A 16,949-nucleotide genomic window follows, 5' to 3' on the forward strand; every position below is an offset into this window, starting at 1 on the left:
CCGGCTCGCCTCCTCCAAAGCCCGCCGGGCATCCCTCTCGCAGGCAAACCGCCGCGCCAAAAGCCCCTGCAGGACCTCCTCCCCAAGCAAGGCCTTGGCCTCCGGCAATGTGGCCGGCACCCGCAGGATCCAAGGCTTGCCGGTACCGGGACACCAGGTCCACCAGGGTCTTGCGGTCCGTGGCATTCCTGTCCTCAGGAGGGAAGAGCAGGGGGATGCCCCCCGTGTCCCTGCAAACCAGGCCCATCACCCCTCCCGTGCACGTGGAACCCTGTCCCCGTGCAAGGCCCGCACCGGGAAGGCAAAGGCCCGGTGGGCCTCCTTGGCCACCTCCAGGAAGAGCTCCGTCACCCCCACCGCATACAGGCTGTCCAGCATCCGCTCCATGCGGTCGTCGTTGAGGAGGTCCGGAGGGATACCGGTCCGATGCGGTCCAGGATGCCGACCACCAAGCCCAGGTGGCCGAGGTCGTACACCTGCAGGTCGGGAGTCTCTGCCACCCCAAAATCCTACTAGGGGGTGGGAGGAGTGCGGAATGTGGGGTCTAAGAACCATCTCCATCTTCTAATCTCAGCAATCCCATTCGAATAGCCATCGCAAGTAGTATGAAGAAATACACCATATAAGCGCTAACCATTAGAAGCGATACCTTTTTCAAGGCATCCTCGGGTCTACTGAGGTTCCACAGCCATATTGGGCTGGTCACCACCAATAAGGAGAAGGTATCGTATACCAACTTCAACCATGCCCGAGAGGTAAGAAACACCAGTCGGCTCACCGGGCTAACCGCCAGCTGGGCCGCCATCCAGGGCCCCATGACACCCATCATATCGCCGGCAAGCTTCCATCCTGGGCCAAACAACCAGGGGGTCACTTTCGGAGCTAGAAACCACACAGCTGCCCCCAGAAAGAAGCCTAACACACCTAGCCTCAAGGAAACCCCTAGGAACAACCCCACTATCCGCTTGGGGTCCTCACGCAGCAAGGAGGCAGCACGCCCGTAGAACACATCTCCCACCGCACCCCCGATTAGGGTCACCGGAAGCCCCACTACCCTTTGCGCAAGGGCCAAGGCACCGCCTACTGCCGAGCCATACAGCATCACAAATACCGGCACCAAGGCGAAGGAGGCAAGGGTATTCAAGATGCTTGAAGAAAGCTGAAATACGGGGTATCTCCAATAGCGAATCAGGGTGCGGATATCAACGCCAATTCTGCAGCACGAGCGGTCTCCCCAAAGAAGCCTAAGGCCCGCCAAGCGACTAAATGTTTCTCCCAGAAGCAGTCCCAACGTTCCCAAAGGAGCTAGAAGCAGTTGCAAGACCACTTTGGCCCATCCTTGCACAACCGTGAAGCGCCCAATCAAAGAGAATGCTTCCTTACGCATGGCGTAATAGCGAAACACCAAGGCAAAGCCGGTAAAAAGCAAGGTCAAAAAGACCAGAGCCGCGGTTGGGCTCGGGAATGCCGAGAAACCGAAAATATCCGCCCGCCTCATCCATTCGAAGACAAGCGCCCCCAGGAAGGAAGTTACGACAACCAAAAATAGGCTGCCGGAAGCAAGCTGACGAGCATCTTGATCCTCTTTGGCCGCAACGACCGCAACCTCGTAGCGCAGCGAGCCCAATGCTGAAACTACCGCAATATAGCTTACAAACAATCCCCAGACACCTAGATCGCTGGGCTCATAAAGACGGGTCAATATGGGCGAGGAAATAATCGCAACCCCTTGCGCCAGGGCTGTGCTCCCGGCTATCGCCAACACCCCTCGGATAAAAGAACCCTTGAGCAAAGGGCGTGCCAGAAAAAACTTCATTGCGCGACACCCAAGTGCTGAGCCACCCTCTCCTGCTCTTTGACTCCCACGAAAGGACCCATTGGCAGGGAAAGGACTTCGGTAGCAGCCCGCTCAGCCTCCGGGAAAACACCTTCAGAGTAGCCATAGACAGGAAGCCGGTGTAGAGGAACCGGGTAGTAGACCATGGTACCAATGCCTGCTTCCGCCAGGGCTTGCTTTACCCTATCCCTTTGACCCTCGAGGACGCGCACGGTGTACTGGTGGAACACGTGTCCCTCGGACACCTCGGGAAGGACAAGCCCAGGAGTTCCCGCAAGAAGCTGGTTGTAGCGCTCTGCCACCTTCCGCCTCTCGGCATTCCACCGGTCCACGTGGGGCAGTTTGACCCGCAGGATAGCCGCCTGAAGAGCATCTAAGCGGGAGTTGTAGCCTACCGTCTCGTTGTAGTACTTGCGCCTCGAGCCGTGGGCCCTAAGCATCCGGGCCAGCTCCGCCACCTCATCGTCGTTGGTGGCCAGAAGCCCCCCGTCACCATAGGCCCCCAGGTTCTTGCTGGGGAAGAAGGAAAACGCCCCGGCATGGCCCCAGGTACCCACCTTCTTGCCCCGATAGGTGGCCCCGAAGGCCTGGGCGCAGTCCTCTAACACTTTCAGCCCATGCTCCTCTGCTATGGCCAGTAGGGCATCCATTTCTGCCGGTCTGCCGTAGAGGTGGACGGGCAGAATGGCCTTGGTCCGGGGAGTGATGGCGGGGGGGATCAGCTCGGGATTGATGTTAAACGTCCTCGGGTCGATATCCACAAAAACAGGGGTAGCCCCCGCTAAACTGATGGCCTCTGCGGTGGCGAAAAAGGTGAAAGGAGTGGTGATGACCTCATCCCCCGGGCCTATCCCCAAGGCCCTCAGACCTATCACCAGGGCATCGGTGCCAGAGTTGAGCCCTATGGCGTGCTTCACGCCCAGGTACTCGGCCACCTCCCGCTCAAAGGCCTCCACCTCCGGGCCCAAGATGAACTGCCCTGAACGGAGCACCCGGGTGATGGCCGCCATAAGCTCGTCCCACAGGGCCTCCACCTCCGGGGTAAGGTCCAGGATGGGGATGCGCGCCCTCACGCCACCCTCCATACCCTTTCCCCCTCCTTGCGGTACCGCCGCCCGCACTCCCGGCAAACCGCCTCTACACCCTCCTCTTCTGAGGCAAACTTAAGAGGCACCCCGCACTCGCAGGCGTAGCCCACCACCCTGGCCGGTACCCCGGCCACCAAGGCATAGGGGGGAACGTCCTTGGTAACCACGGCCCCCGCCGCCACAAAGGCCCACTCCCCTATGGTGACGCCGCAAACGATGGTGGCGTTGGCCCCAATGGTGGCTCCCCGCTTCACCCACGTCTTCAAGTAATCCTCGCTGCGGTTGCGCGGGAAGGCGGCCCTCGGCGTGCGGACGTTGGTAAACACGGCGCTTGGGCCTACGAACACAAAGTCCTCCAAAACCACGCCTTCGTACAGGGAAACGTTGTTTTGGATTTTGCAACCCCGCCCTACCTTCACCCCTTTAGCCACAAACACGTTCTGGCCGAGGGTGCATTCCTCGCCGATTTCCGCGCCGGGCATGATATGGCTGAAGTGCCAGATGCGGGTTCCCCGGCCCACGCTGGCCCCCTCGTCCACATAGGCGCTCTCGTGCACGAAGTACTCCATGCTCACCCCAAGAAAGGATGACGCGCCCTTGGGCTGGGCACGCTTACCTCAGCCGTGCGCACCTTTGCCGCCAGCTCAATACCCGGCCGGGCCTCGTTTAGGCCAAAGCCCTCACCGGACAGCGTCTTGCGGTAAACCTCGGTGTGCAGGTCCGTGAAGCCCTCGGAAAACTCCACCTCCTCCCCCTCGATGCGGATGGAGCGGTACGTGCGCTTTCCCTGGGCCTTTGCCTCCTGGGGGAGCGCCGAGGGATCGATGGAGAGGAACCAGCGCACCCGCGCCCTCTCCAACTCCAGGTAGCCCGCCACCGTGGTGGGGGTGCGGAGGTGGACCTCGAGGGCTTCCATCCCTCCAAAGTACCAGCTAAGGAGATCAAAGAAGTGGATACCGATGTTGGTGGCCACGCCCCCGCTCTTCTTCTCGTCCGCCTTCCAGCTCTCCTGGTACCACGGCCCCCGGCTGGTGATGTAGGTAAGCTCTACCTCTTTCTTCCCGCCTTCGCCCAGGAGGCGCTCCCTAAGGGCCAACAAGGAGGGATGCACCCTCAGCTGGAGCACGGTGAAGACCCTCTTCCCCGTGCGCCTTTCCATCTCCACCAAGCGATCCAGGGAAGCAGGATCGATCACCAAAGGCTTCTCGCACAGGACATGAGCCCCGTGGCGCAACCCCATCCGGATGTGGGCCTCGTGGAGGTAGTTGGGGCTCACCACGGAAACCCAATCCACAGGGTCATCCTCTAGAAAGGCCTCAAACACTTCTGGATGGGTGAAGAACCGGGCTTCGGGGAAAAAGCTATCCAGCACGCCTACGGCATCAAAGGGGTCCAGGGCGGCCACCAGCTGTCCCCCCACCTCCTTCATGGCCTTCAGGTGGCGGGGCGCGATATAGCCAGCGGCACCGATGAGGGCGAATCGCATCATAACAGGGTCACCTTGGGATGCTTAAGCCCACGGGTAGCCCCCCGGGTGTCCAACACCCGCGGAGCGTGCTCCAGTATCCAAGGGTAGTCGAAAACCGAATGATCGGTGGTGATGAGCACGAGGTCTTGGCTTTGCAAAAGCTCCGGGGTCAGGGGAACACTTTCCATGCTCACCCCCCCTTCCGCAAACCGGGGCACCCAGGGATCGTGGTATTGGACCTTCATCCCCAAGCCCTTCAGCCCCTCGATCACCTTGATGGCCGGGCTTTCCCTATAGTCGCCGATGTCTTTCTTGTACGCCACCCCCAGAAGCAGGACCTTAGCCCCCTTCACGGGAATTCCCGCCTCGGCCAGAAGCCGGAGGGCTTTCTCCACCACAAACTCCGGCATTTTCCGGTTGATTTCCCCTGCCAAGGCGATGAAATGCGTGTTGAAGTTATACTCCTTGGCCTTCCACTCCAGGTAGTGGGGATCTATGGGGATGCAGTGCCCACCCACGCCAGGACCGGGGTAAAAGGGCATGATGCCGAAGGGTTTCGTGAAGGCAGCGTCCAAAACTTCCCAAACGTTGAGCCCCATCCGATCGCAAAGAAGGGCCAGCTCGTTCACCAAAGCGATGTTCACCGCCCGGAAGGTGTTCTCAAAGACCTTGACCAGCTCCGCTGCCTTGGCGCTGGAGACCGTGACCACCTTCTCGATGGTCTGGGCATAGAAAAAAGCGCCCACGTCCAAAGAACGTGGACCTACCCCCCCCACCACCTTGGTAGTATTCTTGGTGGTGTACCGCTTGTTCCCTGGGTCCACCCGCTCGGGGGAGTGCACCAGGAAAAAGTCCTCCTCCACCTCGAGGCCGGAGGACTGGAGGATGGGGAGCATCACCTCTTCCGTGGTGCCCGGATAAGTGGTGGACTCCAGGCTGATGAGCTGGCCTGGACGCAGCCGCTCGCCTATGGCCTCCGTCACGCGGACCACGTAGCGGAGATCCGGGGTGAGGTTTCGGGTAAGCGGGGTGGGCACCGCGATCACAATGACATCCATCTCCGGCACCCGGCGGAAGTCCGTATCCGCCTGGATCAAGCCTGCTCCCACCAGGTCCCGGAGCTCTTCATCCCGGACGTCCGGTATGTAGTTCTCGCCGCGGTTCACCTTTTCCGCCCGGGCAGGGTTCTGGTCCACCCCAATAACGCGAAACCCCACCTTTGCCTTCTCCACCGCAAAGGGAAGCCCCACGTACCCTAGGCCCACCACCCCCACCACCGCCTGCCGGGTGCGAATCTTCTCCTTAAGGTTGTCTAGATTTGTCTGTGCCTTTATCCCGCTCTCCATCCAGGGCATGATACACCTCCCTCTAAGGGCAGGGTATTAAACTCTACCCGTGAAGGTGAAGTGGCTTTGGGCAACCGCCTTAGGCGTGAGCCTCGCCCTCGCGGGCCCCTGCGGGCAACGGCCCTACACCCTGGAGACGGAAGAGGGGCTTTTGGGCGGGGAGGAGATGAGCTACGACGGGGAGGTCCTGGTGTTTGAGGGCCGAGCCTGCCTGGAACGGGAGGGGCTCTACCTGGAAGCCTCCGCCATCCGCTACCTGGAGGCAGAAGGGAGCTTCCAGGCGGAGGGCCTGAGGGGGGTGGCCGAGGGGTGGCAGGTGGAGGCCGAGGCCCTCTCGGGCAAGGCCCTGGAGGAGGTGCGCCTGAGCCGGGGCCGGCTTAGGGCCCAGGTGGCGAGGCTCCGCTTGGAAACCCCCCTCCAGGGGGAGGGCGTCCTCCTGGAAAGCCCCGCCTACCGGGTGCGGGCGGCAGAAGCCACCTTCACCCGGGAGGAGGCCAGGCTTAAGGGCTTCCTGGCCACCCCCTGCCCCTGCGGGGAGGACGTGCGCCTGCGCATGGAGGAGGCCACCTTCCTGGTGGCCACGGGGGAGCTTAGGGGGGAGGCCGCCTTGGGGCTTTGGGGCCTGGAAATCCCCTTGGGAGAGGCCACCGCCAACACCAACCGCAGGCCCGACCTGCAAAGCCCCCTGGTCCTGGCAAGCTCGGACACGGGAGGCTGGACCGTGGGCCTCCAGGACTTCCCCCTGCCCCAGCCGGGGGAGGAGATCGGCCGCTGGGAGAGGCGCTTCACCCTCCTGGCCACGGGGCTCGGCACCCCGCAAGAGGCCCTGCGCCTGGGCCTTCGCGAGGGCCGGGTGGGGGCCGCGCTCCAGCTGGGCTACGCCCCAGGGGTCTGGGCCTGGGCCGAGGACTTCTTCTTGGGCTACAGCCCGAGCCCCCCAGATGCCGACACCCCCCGCCTCGAGGCCCGCTACGCCCCCACCTTCCGCCTGGAGGGCCTCACCCTCAGGCCCTTCCTGCGCTACGCGGAAACGGGCAGGAGCCAGGGGCTCACCCTGGGCCTGGAAGGGGCCTACCGCCACACCTTCCAGGAGGGCCCCTTGGCCCTCACCCTGAGGCCCGAGGCCCTCCTGGCCCTCTACCCCTTCGCCGGGTACGACCCCTACCTGGCGGTGGGCGGCGGCGTGGAGCTGGCCTACCGGGAAGGGGACCTCGCCCTGCGGGCGGCCTACGCGGGCAGGCTGGAGCCCCTGACCCCCACGCCCCCCTTCACCTACGAGAACCGGGACGAGTTCCAGCGCCTGCGGCTGGAGGGGGCCTTGGGTCCCTGGAGCCTGGGCTACACCCTGGAAAACCCCTTGGGGAACCGCCTGGACCGCCTGGAGGGGGGCTACCGGGACGAGGCCTGGGGGAGTTTCCGCCTGGCCTACGTGCGGGGGAGCCTCGAGGAGGTGCGCCTCGCCTACGCCATGCCCCTCCCGGACCGGGCCTGCTGCCAGGCCCTGTGGCTTGCCCCCGAGGTGGGCCTAAACGGGGAGGGCCTCACCCGCCTGGGCCTTACCTTCCGCCTCTACGACGGCTGCTTCGCCTATGAGCTCCGCTGGCAGAACGTCCTCCGGGGACAGTACGGCGAGGCCACGGGGCAGAGCCTGACCTTTGGCCTGTCCTTACGCTAAACTGGGGGTTAAGGATGGAAGGCCGGCTCCTGGAGCGCCTGGAAAAGCTCGAGGGAATCGTGGAGACCACGGTCCAGGTCCTCCCGCCCCTGGTCCAGGACCTCTCCCGGCGCATCGACACCCTACGGGAAGAGGTAAAGGCCGAGCTAAGGGAAACCCGCGCCCACCTGGAAAACCGGATCGGCTTCCTGGAAGAGCGCCTGGCCCGCGCAGAAAACAAGCTAGACTTAATCCAGCAAGCGCACGCTTACTTGGAGAACCAGCTCCAACAGGCTAGGGACGAGCTGGGGGCTCGCCTTGAGAGGATCAAGGGAGAGCTGGAAACCCATATCGGGCAAACCCGCGCCGAGCTGGAAACCCGCATCGCCAAAACCGAAGAGAGGCTGGAGGCCCAAATCGCCCAGGTCCGCACCGACCTGGAAACCCGCATCGCCAAAACCGAGGAGAACTTACAAGCCCAGATCGCACAGGTGGCGGCAAAGGCGGAAGCCATCCGGATGGAAGTCCGAACGGAGATCAACACCGCCTTCAACAAGGCCATCCTGGTCTTCACCGCCATCGGGGTGGTTTTAGCCCTGCTGACCCTTTTCCGCTAAGGCTCCACCCGCAAGGCCCGCAGGAAGAGGTTCCGGTCCTCGGGGGGCTGGTAAAAGTCGTTGGTGAAGGCCAAAGCCAGGGTTCCCTTCCCCGTGGCCCTCACCCAGACCTCCTCTACCCCCCGCACCTCCCCCTGCCAGAGCACCCGGCCTCCTTCCACCACCAGGGCGTGGGGCCCCTTCCCTTGGGCCAGGGTGCCCTCGAGGAGAAACCCCACCTGCGCCTCGCGGCAAAGGGGAATCTCCAACACCCCGTTGGACCAAAGCTCCCCCCTTTCTGGCAGAGGACCGGGCACGCAAGCTTCGCCCTCTATAGGCCTTAGGGGAAAGGCTTGGGAAAGGCTCCACAGGGCAAGGCCCACCCCCAAGGCGAAGTGGAATCCGCCGCCCACCAGGGCTAAGGGCTTCACCGCACCACCTCCTTTTCCCAAAGGTAAAGAGGCCGCTGGGCCAGGCGGTGCTGGCTGAAGAAGAGGACCCGAAGCCGGTACTTTCCCGGAGGGAGATCCTTGGGGAAGGGAAAGGCCACCCGCCGATCCCCCGGCCACTCCCACCCCAGGCGCTGGCAGGACCGCTCCCTGCAGAGCCACACCTGCACCCGGTACCCCTCAGCCCCCGAAAAGCGCAGGAAGCCCATCCCCTCCCCGGGCGGGATGGCGGCGTAGAGGAGGGCAGGAGGGGGCAGGGAGGGCCGGGTGGCCAGGTAGAGGAAGGGCAGGGCCCAGAGGAGGGCCACCGCCCCAGCGAAGCCCAAGGCGGCGGGAAGGCGCCCCCCCCGGGCCAGGGCCATCCCCCCCACCAAGAAGAAGATCTCCCCCCGGAAAGGGCTGGGGACGCTGAAGGGGTTGTCGGTCATCCCCATGGCGGCAAAGGCCAGGAGGAGGGAGAAGAGGAGCCCCTCCCCCCAGGCCCCCGCCAAAAACCCCCCTGCCAGGAGGAGGAGACCCGCGGCCCCCAAAAGCCCGCTTTCCCCCAGGGCCTGGAGGAGGTGGTTGTGGGCGAAGGTCCAAAGGCCCCCAAGGGGCCTGAGCCCGTCCGGGCAGGCGAGGCCTTTGGCCTCGAGGAGGGGAAAGAGGAAGCAGTCCCCGAAAAGCGTCCCCTTCAGGTAATCCCCCAGCACATAAGGCCCCACCCCCGTCCAAGGGTGGGCCTGGAAGACCTCGTAGGCCCGAAGCCAAAGCCCCTCCCGCCCCGAGAGGTGGGCCTGGAAGAAGCGCTGGGAGATGGGGGTATCCAGGGAAAGGGCGGCGAAGAGGAGGAAGCCCGCCAGCCCCAAAGCCCAAAGCCCCCGCCCCCGGAAAAGAAGCCCCCCCGCACTTCCTAAAAGGAGGGCCAGCATCCCCCCGCGGCTGGCGGTGAGGAGGAGGACCGCCCCCCCCAAGAGGCCCAGGAGGAGGCGGAAGGGCCAGGGGTAGCGGACGTAAACCGCAAGGAGCACCCCCAAGGCCCCCAAGAACCCCAGGCCCACGGGGCTGTGGAAGGGGTGCATCAGCCTTATCTCGGCCACCTTGTCCCCAAAAACCAGGTAGGAGGCCAAAAGGGCGCTCCCGTAGAGGAGGAAAAGCCCGTAGCCCAAAGGCGCGAGGGCCCGGGCGGGCTCCGGGGCCTGGCGGGAAAGGGCCACCCCCGCCCCCACCAGCCCCAGGACATAAAGGACCCGGCCCAGGGCCAAGGGGAAGGCCAGGGGCTCGGGGGCCAACAGGGCAGGAAGGAGGAGGGAAAAGGCATAAAAGGCCAAAAGGCCCAGCGCCCAAGGGGCAAGCCGCCGCAGGTAGCCCAGGAACAAGGGGGCCAGGAGGGCCAGGGGAGGAAAGAGGGGGGCTAAGGCCAGGGCCAAGGGCAGGAAGCGCACGTGGGACAATATACGCCAAGGGAGCCCTAAGGCACTCCTCAGAACCCTAGTGTAAAGTGCTAAGCATGAACCGGCTTGGCCGCCTCTTGCCCGTGGCCCCCCTGATCCTGGCCCTGGCCCTGGGGGCCCGCTTTGCCGCCTTCAGCGTGGAGCCCTTTGGCCCCCAGCGGGTCAACCTGGACACCGGCATCACCACCCTGCCCCAAGGGGGCATCCTCACCGACAACGAAAACGGCCTGCGCCTTAAGGGGAGCTACATCGAGTACAAGGAGGGTAGCTTCGTGCGGGCCCGGGGGGTGGAGCTCCTCTCCCAGCGGGAAACCTTCCTGGCCCAGACCCTGGACCACGACATCCCCAAGCAGGAGGCCCGCTTCACCGGCCTCACCTTCAGCAACCCCGACTTCAAGGGCCTGAAGGCGGAAAGGGCCCTGGCCCTCTTCGCCGAGGAGATCGTGGTCCTGAAGGGCAGGGTGCAGGCGGATAGCCCCAGACTCCAGGCGGAGACCCTGGTGGTGGACCTAAAGGCCAGGGAAGCCCTGGCCCTGGGAAGCTTCACCTACCAGGAGGGCCGGGCCACCCTCAGGGGCCAGGGGCCAAGCGCCCGCCTTTACCTGCGCTTCCAAGGCGGTAAGGTCCAGGCCAGCACCCGCATCCCCGATAGCGCCGCCCGCCTGGGGCAGTACGCGGGCCGCCTCCCATGACCCTCTACCGCCACCTCCTCAGGGAGAGCCTCCCCGTCCTCCTCCTCGCCCTCCTCTTCCTCACCGCCGTCTTCCTCTTCGGCTTCTTCTACGCCGGGGCCCGGTGGCTGGAAGGGGTGCCCCTCCCCAAGGTGGCCCGCTGGCTCGCCTACCACGTGCCCGGGGTTTTGGTGCAGGTCTTCCCCATCGCCCTGGTCACCACCACCGTGCTGGTCTTCGGGAGGCTCTCTGCGGAAGGGGCCCAGTTCGCCCTCCTCTCCGGGGGAATCCCCCTGTGGCGGGCGGCGCTACCTCTCCTTTGGGTGGGGCTCCTCCTAAGCGGCCTAGCCCTTTACCTCCAGGAAAAGCTCGTCCCCCACTACAACGAAAGGGTGCGCACCGCCTGGTGGGACGAGATTCACACCCAGGGGGCGGGCCTTTTCCGCCTGAAGGGCCTGCAGATCCCCATCGGCCAGGGCCGAAGCCTCTACTTTGAGGACTTCGACATGGAGCGCAAGGAGATGGTAGGGGTGCGCATCGCCTCCTTCCGGGGGGAGGAGGGTACCTTTCTCTTCGCTGAAAGGGGGAGCTGGGAGGACAAGGTGATCACCCTGAAGGGCTACCGCCTCTACCGGGTGGACTTCCAGGAGGTGCCGGGGCTGGAAACCGCCCAGGACCTTTTGGCCCAGACCCGGAAGGTGTTCCGGGTGGTGAGCCAGGGGGAGGTCTTGGAGGTGGAGTCGGACCTCTCCCGGGCCCGGGCCATCGCTGACTACGCCGACACCTTCAGCTTCGGCCAGGACAGCCTTTCCCAGGCTTGGGCCAAGATCCGCGACCCCTTCCTGGCCCCCCTGGAGAAGTGGCGGGCCCGGCTGGAGTTCCACTCCAAGCTGGCCCTGCCCCTGGCCAACCTGGTCCTGGTCCTCCTGGCGGCGGCCATGGCCCTCAGGTACGGCCGGAGCACGGGGCTCGCCCTGGGCCTCAGCGTGGTCCTGGCCCTGGGTTACTACGGGGCTTTCTTCCTGGGCCGCTCCCTGGCGGGGATTGGGGCTTTGCCCCCGGAGGTGGGGGCCTGGGGGGCGAACCTCCTTTTCCTCCTCCTGGGCCTGCGGGCCCTCCGTTAAAAGCCTGACCCCCTGGGCTTCCCCAGGGGGTTTTTCTGGTGGAGCCGAGGGGATTCGAACCCCTGACCTCCTCAATGCCATTGAGGCGCGCTCCCAACTGCGCCACGGCCCCAGGCAACGCCTATGGTACCGAGGGGGAAGGCTTTTGTCAACGGGGCCAGAGGCCGATGAGGAGAGCCAAGGCCACGAAGATGACCCCCAGGAGGATGGTCAGGCGGTAGAGGCCGCCCGTAACCCCGCGGGCGGAGAAGAGGTCCGCGGAAGCCCCCATGAGGTCCCCCGCCCCCTGCTTGGGCTCCTGCACCAGGACCAGGTAGACCAAAAGCCCCGCCACGCCCAGGTAGAGAAGGATGACCAAGGTGTAAAGAAAGTCCATACCCCTACCACTTTAGCGCGGGGAGGGTGGGGTGTCCACCCCGTGCGGTGAGGCAAGATGGGGCCATGGAACTGGCCGACATCTACGCCGCCCTCCGGCGCATCCGCCCCTACATCCACCGCACACCCCTCCTCACCTCGAGGCTCCTGGATGAGCTCCTGGGCAAACGCCTTTTCCTCAAGGCCGAGCACCTGCAAAAGACCGGGAGCTTCAAGGCCCGGGGGGCGCTGGCCAAGGCCCTCACCCTGGAGAACCCCAAAGGCCTCCTGGCCGTCTCTAGCGGCAACCACGCCCAAGGGGTGGCCTACGCCGCCCAGGTCCTGGGGGTGAAGGCCCTCATCGTCATGCCCGAGGACGCGAGCCCCTTCAAGAAGCAGGCCACCCGGGCCTACGGGGCCGAGGTGGTGGACCAGGGGGTGCGGGTGGAAAACCGGGAGGAGGTGGCTAGGGCCCTCCAGGAGGAAACCGGCTACGCCTTCCTCCACCCCTTCGACGACCCTCTGGTCATGGCCGGGCAGGGGACGGCGGGGCTGGAGCTCATGGCCCAGGCCGCGGGGCTGGGGGTCTTCCCCGAGGCGGTCTTGGTCCCCGTGGGCGGGGGCGGGCTCATCGCTGGGGTGGCCACCGCGGTGAAGGCCCTTGCCCCCACCACCCTGGTCCTGGGGGTGGAGCCCGAAGGGGCGGACGACGCCAGAAGGAGCCTGGAGCGGGGCGAGATCGTGCGCCTTCAAGAAGCCCCCAGGACCCGGGCGGACGGGGTGCGGACCCTGGCCTTGGGACGGCACACCTTCCCCATCCTCCAGAGGCGGGTGGACGCCATCCTCCCGGTGAGCGAGGAGGCCATCCTCGAGGCCGAGCGCCTCCTCTTCACCCGCACCAAGCAGGTGGTGGAGCCCACCGGGGCCCTGCCCCTGGCGGCGGTGCTGGCGCACGGGGAAAAGCTCCCCCAAACCCTCGCCCTCCTCCTCTCCGGTGGCAACCGGGACTTCTCTCCCTAGGGAGACGGGGTAAGCTTACCGCGTGATCGTCAAGGAAGCGCTTCTACCCATCGAGGAAGTGGCGGCCAAGCTGGGATTGGGCAAGGACCGGCTCTACCCCTACGGCCCCCACATGGCCAAGGTGCTGGGGGAGCCCCCTAAGGCCAAGGGCCGGCTCATCCTGGTCACGGCCATCACCCCCACCCCGGCGGGGGAGGGCAAAACCACCACGGCCATCGGGCTAGTGGACGCCCTCTGGCGCCTGGGGAAGAAGGCGGCCTTGGCCCTAAGGGAACCCTCCTTGGGCCCCGTCTTCGGGGTGAAGGGCGGGGCCACGGGGGGCGGCAGGGCGCGGGTGGAGCCCCGGCACGAGATCAACCTCCACTTCACCGGGGACTTCCACGCGGTGACCAGCGCGGTGAACCTCCTGAACGCCCTTTTGGACAACCACCTCTACCAGGGGAACACCCTGGGAATCGACCCCCGGCGCATCGAGCTCAAGCGGGCCATCGACATGAACGACCGGGCCCTAAGGCACATCGTCCTGGGCCTGGGGGGGAAGGCCCACGGGGTGCCGCGGGAGGGAAGCTTTGAGCTCACCGTGGCCAGCGAGGTCATGGCCCTCATGGCCCTCTCCCGGGACTTCAAGGACTTGAAGCGCCGCCTGGGCAAGATCCGCGTGGGCTTCACCTACGAGGGCAAGCCCATCTACGCCGAGGACCTGGGGGCGGTGGGCGCCATGGCCGCCCTCCTCAGGCAGGCCTTCCTCCCCAACCTGGTGCAGACGGCGGAGGGCAACCCCGCCTTCGTCCACATGGGGCCTTTTGGCAACATCGCCCACGGCACCAACTCCCTGAGGGCCAGCCTCTTCGCCTTAGGCCTCGCGGACTACGTGGTGCAGGAGGCGGGGTTCGCCACGGATCTCGGCCTGGAGAAGTTCATGAACGTGGTGGCCCGCACAGGGGGCCTGGTGCCGGAGGCGGTGGTGCTGGTGGCCACGGTGCGGGCCCTCCGCTACCACGGGGGCCAGGACGCCTACGAGATGCCGGACCTCGAGGCCCTGAAGCGGGGCCTGGCCAACCTGGAAAAGCATGTGGAGAACGTGGAGCTTTTCGGCTTTAAACCCGTGATCGCCCTCAACCGCTTCCCCACGGACGCCCCCGAGGAGATCGCCCTCCTGCGGGCCTTCGCCGAGGAACGGGGCCTCCCCTTCGCCCTGAGCGAGGTCTACGCCAGGGGCGGGGAAGGGGGCCTGGAGCTGGCGGAACAGGTGCTCCACGCCCTGGAGCTTCCCCACGCCTACCGCCCCCTTTACCCCCTCGAGGCCCCCCTGGAGGAGAAAGTGGCCACCATCGCCCAGAAGGTCTACGGGGCGGAGGGGGTGGAGTGGAGCGAGGAGGCTAAGAAGGCCCTGAAAGCCGCCCAAAAGGAAGGGTGCGGGGCCCTGCCGGTGGTCATGGCCAAGGCGGCCACCTCCCTCTCCGACAACCCCAAGCTCCGGGGAAGGCCCCAGGGCTTTAGGGTCCGGGTCACGGACCTCAAGTGCCGCCTCGGGGCGGGGTTCGTGGTGGTCTACATGGGCGGGATCGAAACCCTGCCCGGCCTCCCCAAGGTGCCCCAGGCCCTCTCCATCGACGTGGACGAGGAGGGAAACATCCGGGGAATGGACTACTGAGGCCACCCCACCTTGGCTTGCGCCAAGGTGGGGGCCCCGGCCAACCCAGGGCTTCAGGGCCGCCGCCGTGGCTTGCGCCGCGGAGGGCGTCTAGATCCCGTGCCCGTCTGCCCTTTGCTTCTCCACGGGCAGCCCCGTGACCCCGTGGAAGGCCTCCACCTCCTCCAGGAAGCGGCGGAAGAGGTAGAGGGCGTCGTGGGGGCCGGGGGCGGCCTCGGGGTGGTACTGCACGGAGAAGACGGGGTAGCGGGCATGGGCCATGCCCTCGAGGGTGCCGTCGTTGAGGTTGATGTGGGTGGGCCGGAACTCCTTCAGGGAGTCGATGTCCACCGCGTAGCCGTGGTTCTGGCTGGTGATCTCGATCTTCCCCGTGAGGAGGTTCTTCACCGGGTGGTTGGCCCCCCGGTGGCCGAACTTCATCTTGTAGGTGCGCCCGCCCGCCGCCAGGGCCAAAAGCTGGTGGCCCAGGCAGATGCCGAAGGTGGGCAAAAGCCCCATGAGCTTCCAGATGGTCTCGTGGGCGTAGCGGGGCATGGAGGGATCGCCGGGGCCGTTGCTGATGAAAAGGCCGTGGGGCTCCAGGGCCATGATCTGGCTGGCGGGGGTCTTGCCCGGGACCACGAGGATCTCAAACCCCTGCTGGGCCAGGTTCTCCACGATGGCGTGCTTGATGCCGAAGTCCATGACCACGATGCGCCGCCCCGACTTTAGGGTGGGCCAGGCGTAGGGCAGAGGGGTGGAGACCTCGGGGGTCATGTCCCGGCCGTCGATGTCCGTCCAGGCCTTGGCCTCCTGGCGCAGGGCCTCTAGCTCCTCGGGGGTGAAGGCGTGGTCCGGCTCCCCGTAGAGGGAGGCGTGGGCGATGGCGCCCTTCAGCACCCCCCCCTCGCGGATCTTGCGCACCAGGGCCCGGGTGTCGATGCCCTCGAGGCCCACCACCCCGTAGAACTCCATGAACTCCCCTAGGGTCTGCTGGGCCCTGGGGTTGGAGGCGATGCGGCTGAACTCCTTGGCCACGAACCCCTTCACCCAGGGGCGGTTGGACTGCATGTCGTAGACGTTCACCCCGTAGTTGCCCTGGTGGGGGTAGGTCATGACCACGATCTGCCCGTGGTAACTGGGGTCGGTCATGATCTCTTGGTAGCCGGTCTGGGCGGTGTTGAAGACCACCTCCCCCACCGTCTTCCCCCGGGCCCCGAAGGCGTAGCCGTGGTAGACGGTGCCGTCCTCCAGGACCAAAACCGCGCGCTCCCTCACTCCGGCCATTCCTCCTCCTTGATGCCCGCCTGCCTTAGGAGGCGCTTCAGGAGATCCACCCCGATCTCGCCCCGGTGGGGGTTGGGAAGGACCAACCGCACCTCCCCGCGCACCATGAACTCGTGCCTGCCTCCGGCAAAGGGCCCCGCGAACCCTAAGGCCCGAAGCCGGGCGATGAGCTCCCTACGGGAAAGGGGCCTAAGCCGCTTCGCCATGGGGAAGCTCAATGCGCACCTCCCCCAAGGGGGGCGGGGCCTCGCCCCGGGAGAGGAGGAAGAGGAGCCAGTCCTCGAGGGCCGCCTGGAGGTTGGCCTCGCACTCCCGCAGGGTCTTCCCCGTGGCCCAGACCCCTGAGAGACCCGGGACCTCCCCATAGTAGGGCTCCTCGTCCTCAATGAGCTCATAGCGGGCCCGGGCCATGGCCTCCGCCAGGTAGCGGGTCAGCGTGCCCATCCCACTCATCTTAGCTTCCAAAGGCCCCTGGGGAAAGCCCCTTGATGACGGCGATCTCCCGGCAGTTCTCGTAGAAGGGGCAGGCGTTGCACTCGCTCCACACCTTGGGGGGCAAGGCCTCCCGGGTGGTCACCTGGTAGCCCAGGGAGCGGAAGAAGTTCACCTGAAGCGTCCAGGCGAAGACCCGGGGGAGCCCCAGGTCCCGGGCCTCCCGCTCCGCTCCCAAGACCAGCCAGCGCCCCAGGCCCTGGCCCTGCCTCTGGGGGTGCACCGCCAGGCCCCTAATCTCCGCCAGGTCGCGCCAGAGGACGTGCAGGGCCACGGTGCCCACGATCTGCCCGTCCTCGTCCTCCAGGACCTGGAAGTCGCGGATGTTCTCGTAGAGGTGGCTGTGGCTCCGCACCAGCATCAGCCCCTTCTCCGCCCAGTAGCGGATGAGCCAGTAGATGGCCTCCACATCGGAAAGCCTGGCCTTCCTGAGCTCCACCCCCGCGTTGGGGCGCACCTCGGGCAGGGCCACCGTGGAGAGCTCGAGTCCTTTCACC

18 protein-coding genes, 1 tRNA gene and 1 pseudogene are annotated in these 16,949 nt (G+C 65.8%); 6 read left to right on the top strand and 14 right to left on the bottom strand.

Features of this window, described 5'->3' with window-relative positions; translation table 11 throughout:
• The 6 genes and pseudogenes from L1088_RS10475 to L1088_RS10500 form a co-directional block, all read right to left on the bottom strand.
• Positions 1 to 500 (bottom strand): annotated as a pseudogene (locus L1088_RS10475) (DUF4277 domain-containing protein); the annotation flags it as partial.
• A gap of 44 nt (positions 501 to 544) precedes the next feature.
• Positions 545 to 1,816, bottom strand: a complete 1,272-nt coding sequence (locus L1088_RS10480; RefSeq protein ID WP_234554982.1) for a lipopolysaccharide biosynthesis protein — start codon at positions 1,814 to 1,816, stop codon at positions 545 to 547.
• Positions 1,813 to 2,910 (bottom strand): DegT/DnrJ/EryC1/StrS family aminotransferase, encoded by a 1,098-nt coding sequence (locus L1088_RS10485; protein WP_438948067.1) that lies wholly within the window; start codon positions 2,908 to 2,910, stop codon positions 1,813 to 1,815. Before L1088_RS10485 ends, L1088_RS10480 begins: the two co-directional genes overlap by 4 nt.
• On the bottom strand, positions 2,907 to 3,494 hold the full coding sequence (locus L1088_RS10490) for an acyltransferase (protein WP_234554983.1): 588 nt from the start codon (positions 3,492 to 3,494) through the stop codon (positions 2,907 to 2,909). The genes L1088_RS10485 and L1088_RS10490 overlap by 4 nt, the downstream gene beginning before the upstream one ends.
• 2 nt (positions 3,495 to 3,496) lie before the next feature.
• Positions 3,497 to 4,414, bottom strand: a complete 918-nt coding sequence (locus L1088_RS10495; protein WP_234554985.1) for a Gfo/Idh/MocA family protein — start codon at positions 4,412 to 4,414, stop codon at positions 3,497 to 3,499.
• Entirely contained in the window at positions 4,411 to 5,739 is a 1,329-nt protein-coding gene (locus L1088_RS10500; RefSeq protein WP_234554987.1) for a nucleotide sugar dehydrogenase, read from the bottom strand. The genes L1088_RS10495 and L1088_RS10500 overlap by 4 nt, the downstream gene beginning before the upstream one ends.
• A gap of 49 nt (positions 5,740 to 5,788) precedes the next feature.
• Here L1088_RS10500 and L1088_RS10505 point away from each other — a divergent pair, with 49 nt between their 5' ends.
• A complete protein-coding gene (locus tag L1088_RS10505; RefSeq protein WP_234554990.1) occupies positions 5,789 to 7,414 on the top strand; it encodes a hypothetical protein in 1,626 nt (541 codons plus the stop codon).
• A gap of 14 nt (positions 7,415 to 7,428) precedes the next feature.
• On the top strand, positions 7,429 to 8,010 hold the full coding sequence (locus L1088_RS10510) for a hypothetical protein (protein WP_234554992.1): 582 nt from the start codon (positions 7,429 to 7,431) through the stop codon (positions 8,008 to 8,010).
• On the opposite strand, the gene L1088_RS10515 is transcribed toward L1088_RS10510, so the two are convergent.
• Positions 8,007 to 8,420, bottom strand: a complete 414-nt coding sequence (locus L1088_RS10515; protein WP_234554994.1) for a hypothetical protein — start codon at positions 8,418 to 8,420, stop codon at positions 8,007 to 8,009. The two genes, L1088_RS10510 and L1088_RS10515, sit on opposite strands and share 4 nt — an antisense overlap.
• Positions 8,417 to 9,862: an O-antigen ligase family protein gene (locus L1088_RS10520; RefSeq protein ID WP_234554996.1), complete on the bottom strand. Its 1,446-nt coding sequence runs from the start codon at positions 9,860 to 9,862 to the stop codon at positions 8,417 to 8,419. The genes L1088_RS10515 and L1088_RS10520 overlap by 4 nt, the downstream gene beginning before the upstream one ends.
• Before the next feature lie 65 nt (positions 9,863 to 9,927).
• Here L1088_RS10520 and L1088_RS10525 point away from each other — a divergent pair, with 65 nt between their 5' ends.
• Together L1088_RS10525 and L1088_RS10530 are read left to right on the top strand one after the other, a co-directional pair.
• A complete protein-coding gene (locus tag L1088_RS10525) occupies positions 9,928 to 10,563 on the top strand; it encodes a hypothetical protein (protein ID WP_234554998.1) in 636 nt (211 codons plus the stop codon).
• On the top strand, positions 10,560 to 11,666 hold the full coding sequence (locus L1088_RS10530) for an LptF/LptG family permease (RefSeq protein WP_234554999.1): 1,107 nt from the start codon (positions 10,560 to 10,562) through the stop codon (positions 11,664 to 11,666). Before L1088_RS10525 ends, L1088_RS10530 begins: the two co-directional genes overlap by 4 nt.
• Before the next feature lie 36 nt (positions 11,667 to 11,702).
• Here L1088_RS10530 and L1088_RS10535 read toward each other — a convergent pair.
• Both L1088_RS10535 and secG read right to left on the bottom strand, forming a co-directional pair.
• Positions 11,703 to 11,778, bottom strand: a tRNA-Ala gene (locus tag L1088_RS10535).
• A gap of 36 nt (positions 11,779 to 11,814) precedes the next feature.
• Positions 11,815 to 12,042 (bottom strand): preprotein translocase subunit SecG, encoded by a 228-nt coding sequence (secG, locus tag L1088_RS10540; protein ID WP_135257483.1) that lies wholly within the window; start codon positions 12,040 to 12,042, stop codon positions 11,815 to 11,817.
• 65 nt (positions 12,043 to 12,107) lie between these two features.
• Here secG and L1088_RS10545 point away from each other — a divergent pair, with 65 nt between their 5' ends.
• Together L1088_RS10545 and L1088_RS10550 are read left to right on the top strand one after the other, a co-directional pair.
• On the top strand, positions 12,108 to 13,040 hold the full coding sequence (locus L1088_RS10545; RefSeq protein WP_234555000.1) for a threonine/serine dehydratase family protein: 933 nt from the start codon (positions 12,108 to 12,110) through the stop codon (positions 13,038 to 13,040).
• 22 nt (positions 13,041 to 13,062) lie between these two features.
• Positions 13,063 to 14,694: a formate--tetrahydrofolate ligase gene (locus L1088_RS10550; RefSeq protein WP_234555001.1), complete on the top strand. Its 1,632-nt coding sequence runs from the start codon at positions 13,063 to 13,065 to the stop codon at positions 14,692 to 14,694.
• A gap of 90 nt (positions 14,695 to 14,784) precedes the next feature.
• On the opposite strand, the gene carA is transcribed toward L1088_RS10550, so the two are convergent.
• Genes carA through L1088_RS10570 form a run of 4 tightly spaced genes read right to left on the bottom strand, consistent with a single transcriptional unit; the run spans position 14,785 to position 16,948 of the window.
• The gene (gene carA, locus L1088_RS10555; RefSeq protein ID WP_234555002.1) at positions 14,785 to 15,960 is read right to left on the bottom strand and encodes a glutamine-hydrolyzing carbamoyl-phosphate synthase small subunit; all 1,176 of its coding nucleotides are present in this window, start codon (positions 15,958 to 15,960) and stop codon (positions 14,785 to 14,787) included.
• A complete protein-coding gene (locus L1088_RS10560; protein WP_135257479.1) occupies positions 15,948 to 16,166 on the bottom strand; it encodes a type II toxin-antitoxin system HicA family toxin in 219 nt (72 codons plus the stop codon). The genes carA and L1088_RS10560 overlap by 13 nt, the downstream gene beginning before the upstream one ends.
• The gene (locus L1088_RS10565) at positions 16,150 to 16,413 is read right to left on the bottom strand and encodes a type II toxin-antitoxin system HicB family antitoxin (RefSeq protein WP_326490769.1); all 264 of its coding nucleotides are present in this window, start codon (positions 16,411 to 16,413) and stop codon (positions 16,150 to 16,152) included. The genes L1088_RS10560 and L1088_RS10565 overlap by 17 nt, the downstream gene beginning before the upstream one ends.
• A gap of 1 nt (position 16,414) precedes the next feature.
• Positions 16,415 to 16,948, bottom strand: a complete 534-nt coding sequence (locus tag L1088_RS10570; protein WP_234555025.1) for an N-acetyltransferase — start codon at positions 16,946 to 16,948, stop codon at positions 16,415 to 16,417.
• Position 16,949: the final 1 nt, after the last annotated feature.

The organism is Thermus caliditerrae (assembly GCF_021462525.1).
Lineage (GTDB): Bacteria > Deinococcota > Deinococci > Deinococcales > Thermaceae > Thermus > Thermus caliditerrae.

What these genes read in the sequence shown, in the direction of transcription:
- L1088_RS10480 (WP_234554982.1), bottom strand. Translation starts at nt 1,816, where the DNA reads ATGAAGTTTTTTCTGGCACGCCCTTTGCTCAAGGGTTCTTTTATCCGA.
- L1088_RS10490 (WP_234554983.1), bottom strand. Translation starts at nt 3,494, where the DNA reads ATGGAGTACTTCGTGCACGAGAGCGCCTATGTGGACGAGGGGGCCAGC.
- L1088_RS10495 (WP_234554985.1), bottom strand. Translation starts at nt 4,414, where the DNA reads ATGATGCGATTCGCCCTCATCGGTGCCGCTGGCTATATCGCGCCCCGC.
- L1088_RS10500 (WP_234554987.1), bottom strand. Translation starts at nt 5,739, where the DNA reads ATGGAGAGCGGGATAAAGGCACAGACAAATCTAGACAACCTTAAGGAG.
- L1088_RS10510 (WP_234554992.1), top strand. Translation starts at nt 7,429, where the DNA reads ATGGAAGGCCGGCTCCTGGAGCGCCTGGAAAAGCTCGAGGGAATCGTG.
- L1088_RS10525 (WP_234554998.1), top strand. Translation starts at nt 9,928, where the DNA reads ATGAACCGGCTTGGCCGCCTCTTGCCCGTGGCCCCCCTGATCCTGGCC.
- L1088_RS10530 (WP_234554999.1), top strand. Translation starts at nt 10,560, where the DNA reads ATGACCCTCTACCGCCACCTCCTCAGGGAGAGCCTCCCCGTCCTCCTC.
- secG (WP_135257483.1), bottom strand. Translation starts at nt 12,042, where the DNA reads ATGGACTTTCTTTACACCTTGGTCATCCTTCTCTACCTGGGCGTGGCG.
- L1088_RS10545 (WP_234555000.1), top strand. Translation starts at nt 12,108, where the DNA reads ATGGAACTGGCCGACATCTACGCCGCCCTCCGGCGCATCCGCCCCTAC.
- carA (WP_234555002.1), bottom strand. Translation starts at nt 15,960, where the DNA reads ATGGCCGGAGTGAGGGAGCGCGCGGTTTTGGTCCTGGAGGACGGCACC.
- L1088_RS10560 (WP_135257479.1), bottom strand. Translation starts at nt 16,166, where the DNA reads ATGGCGAAGCGGCTTAGGCCCCTTTCCCGTAGGGAGCTCATCGCCCGG.
- L1088_RS10565 (WP_326490769.1), bottom strand. Translation starts at nt 16,413, where the DNA reads ATGAGTGGGATGGGCACGCTGACCCGCTACCTGGCGGAGGCCATGGCC.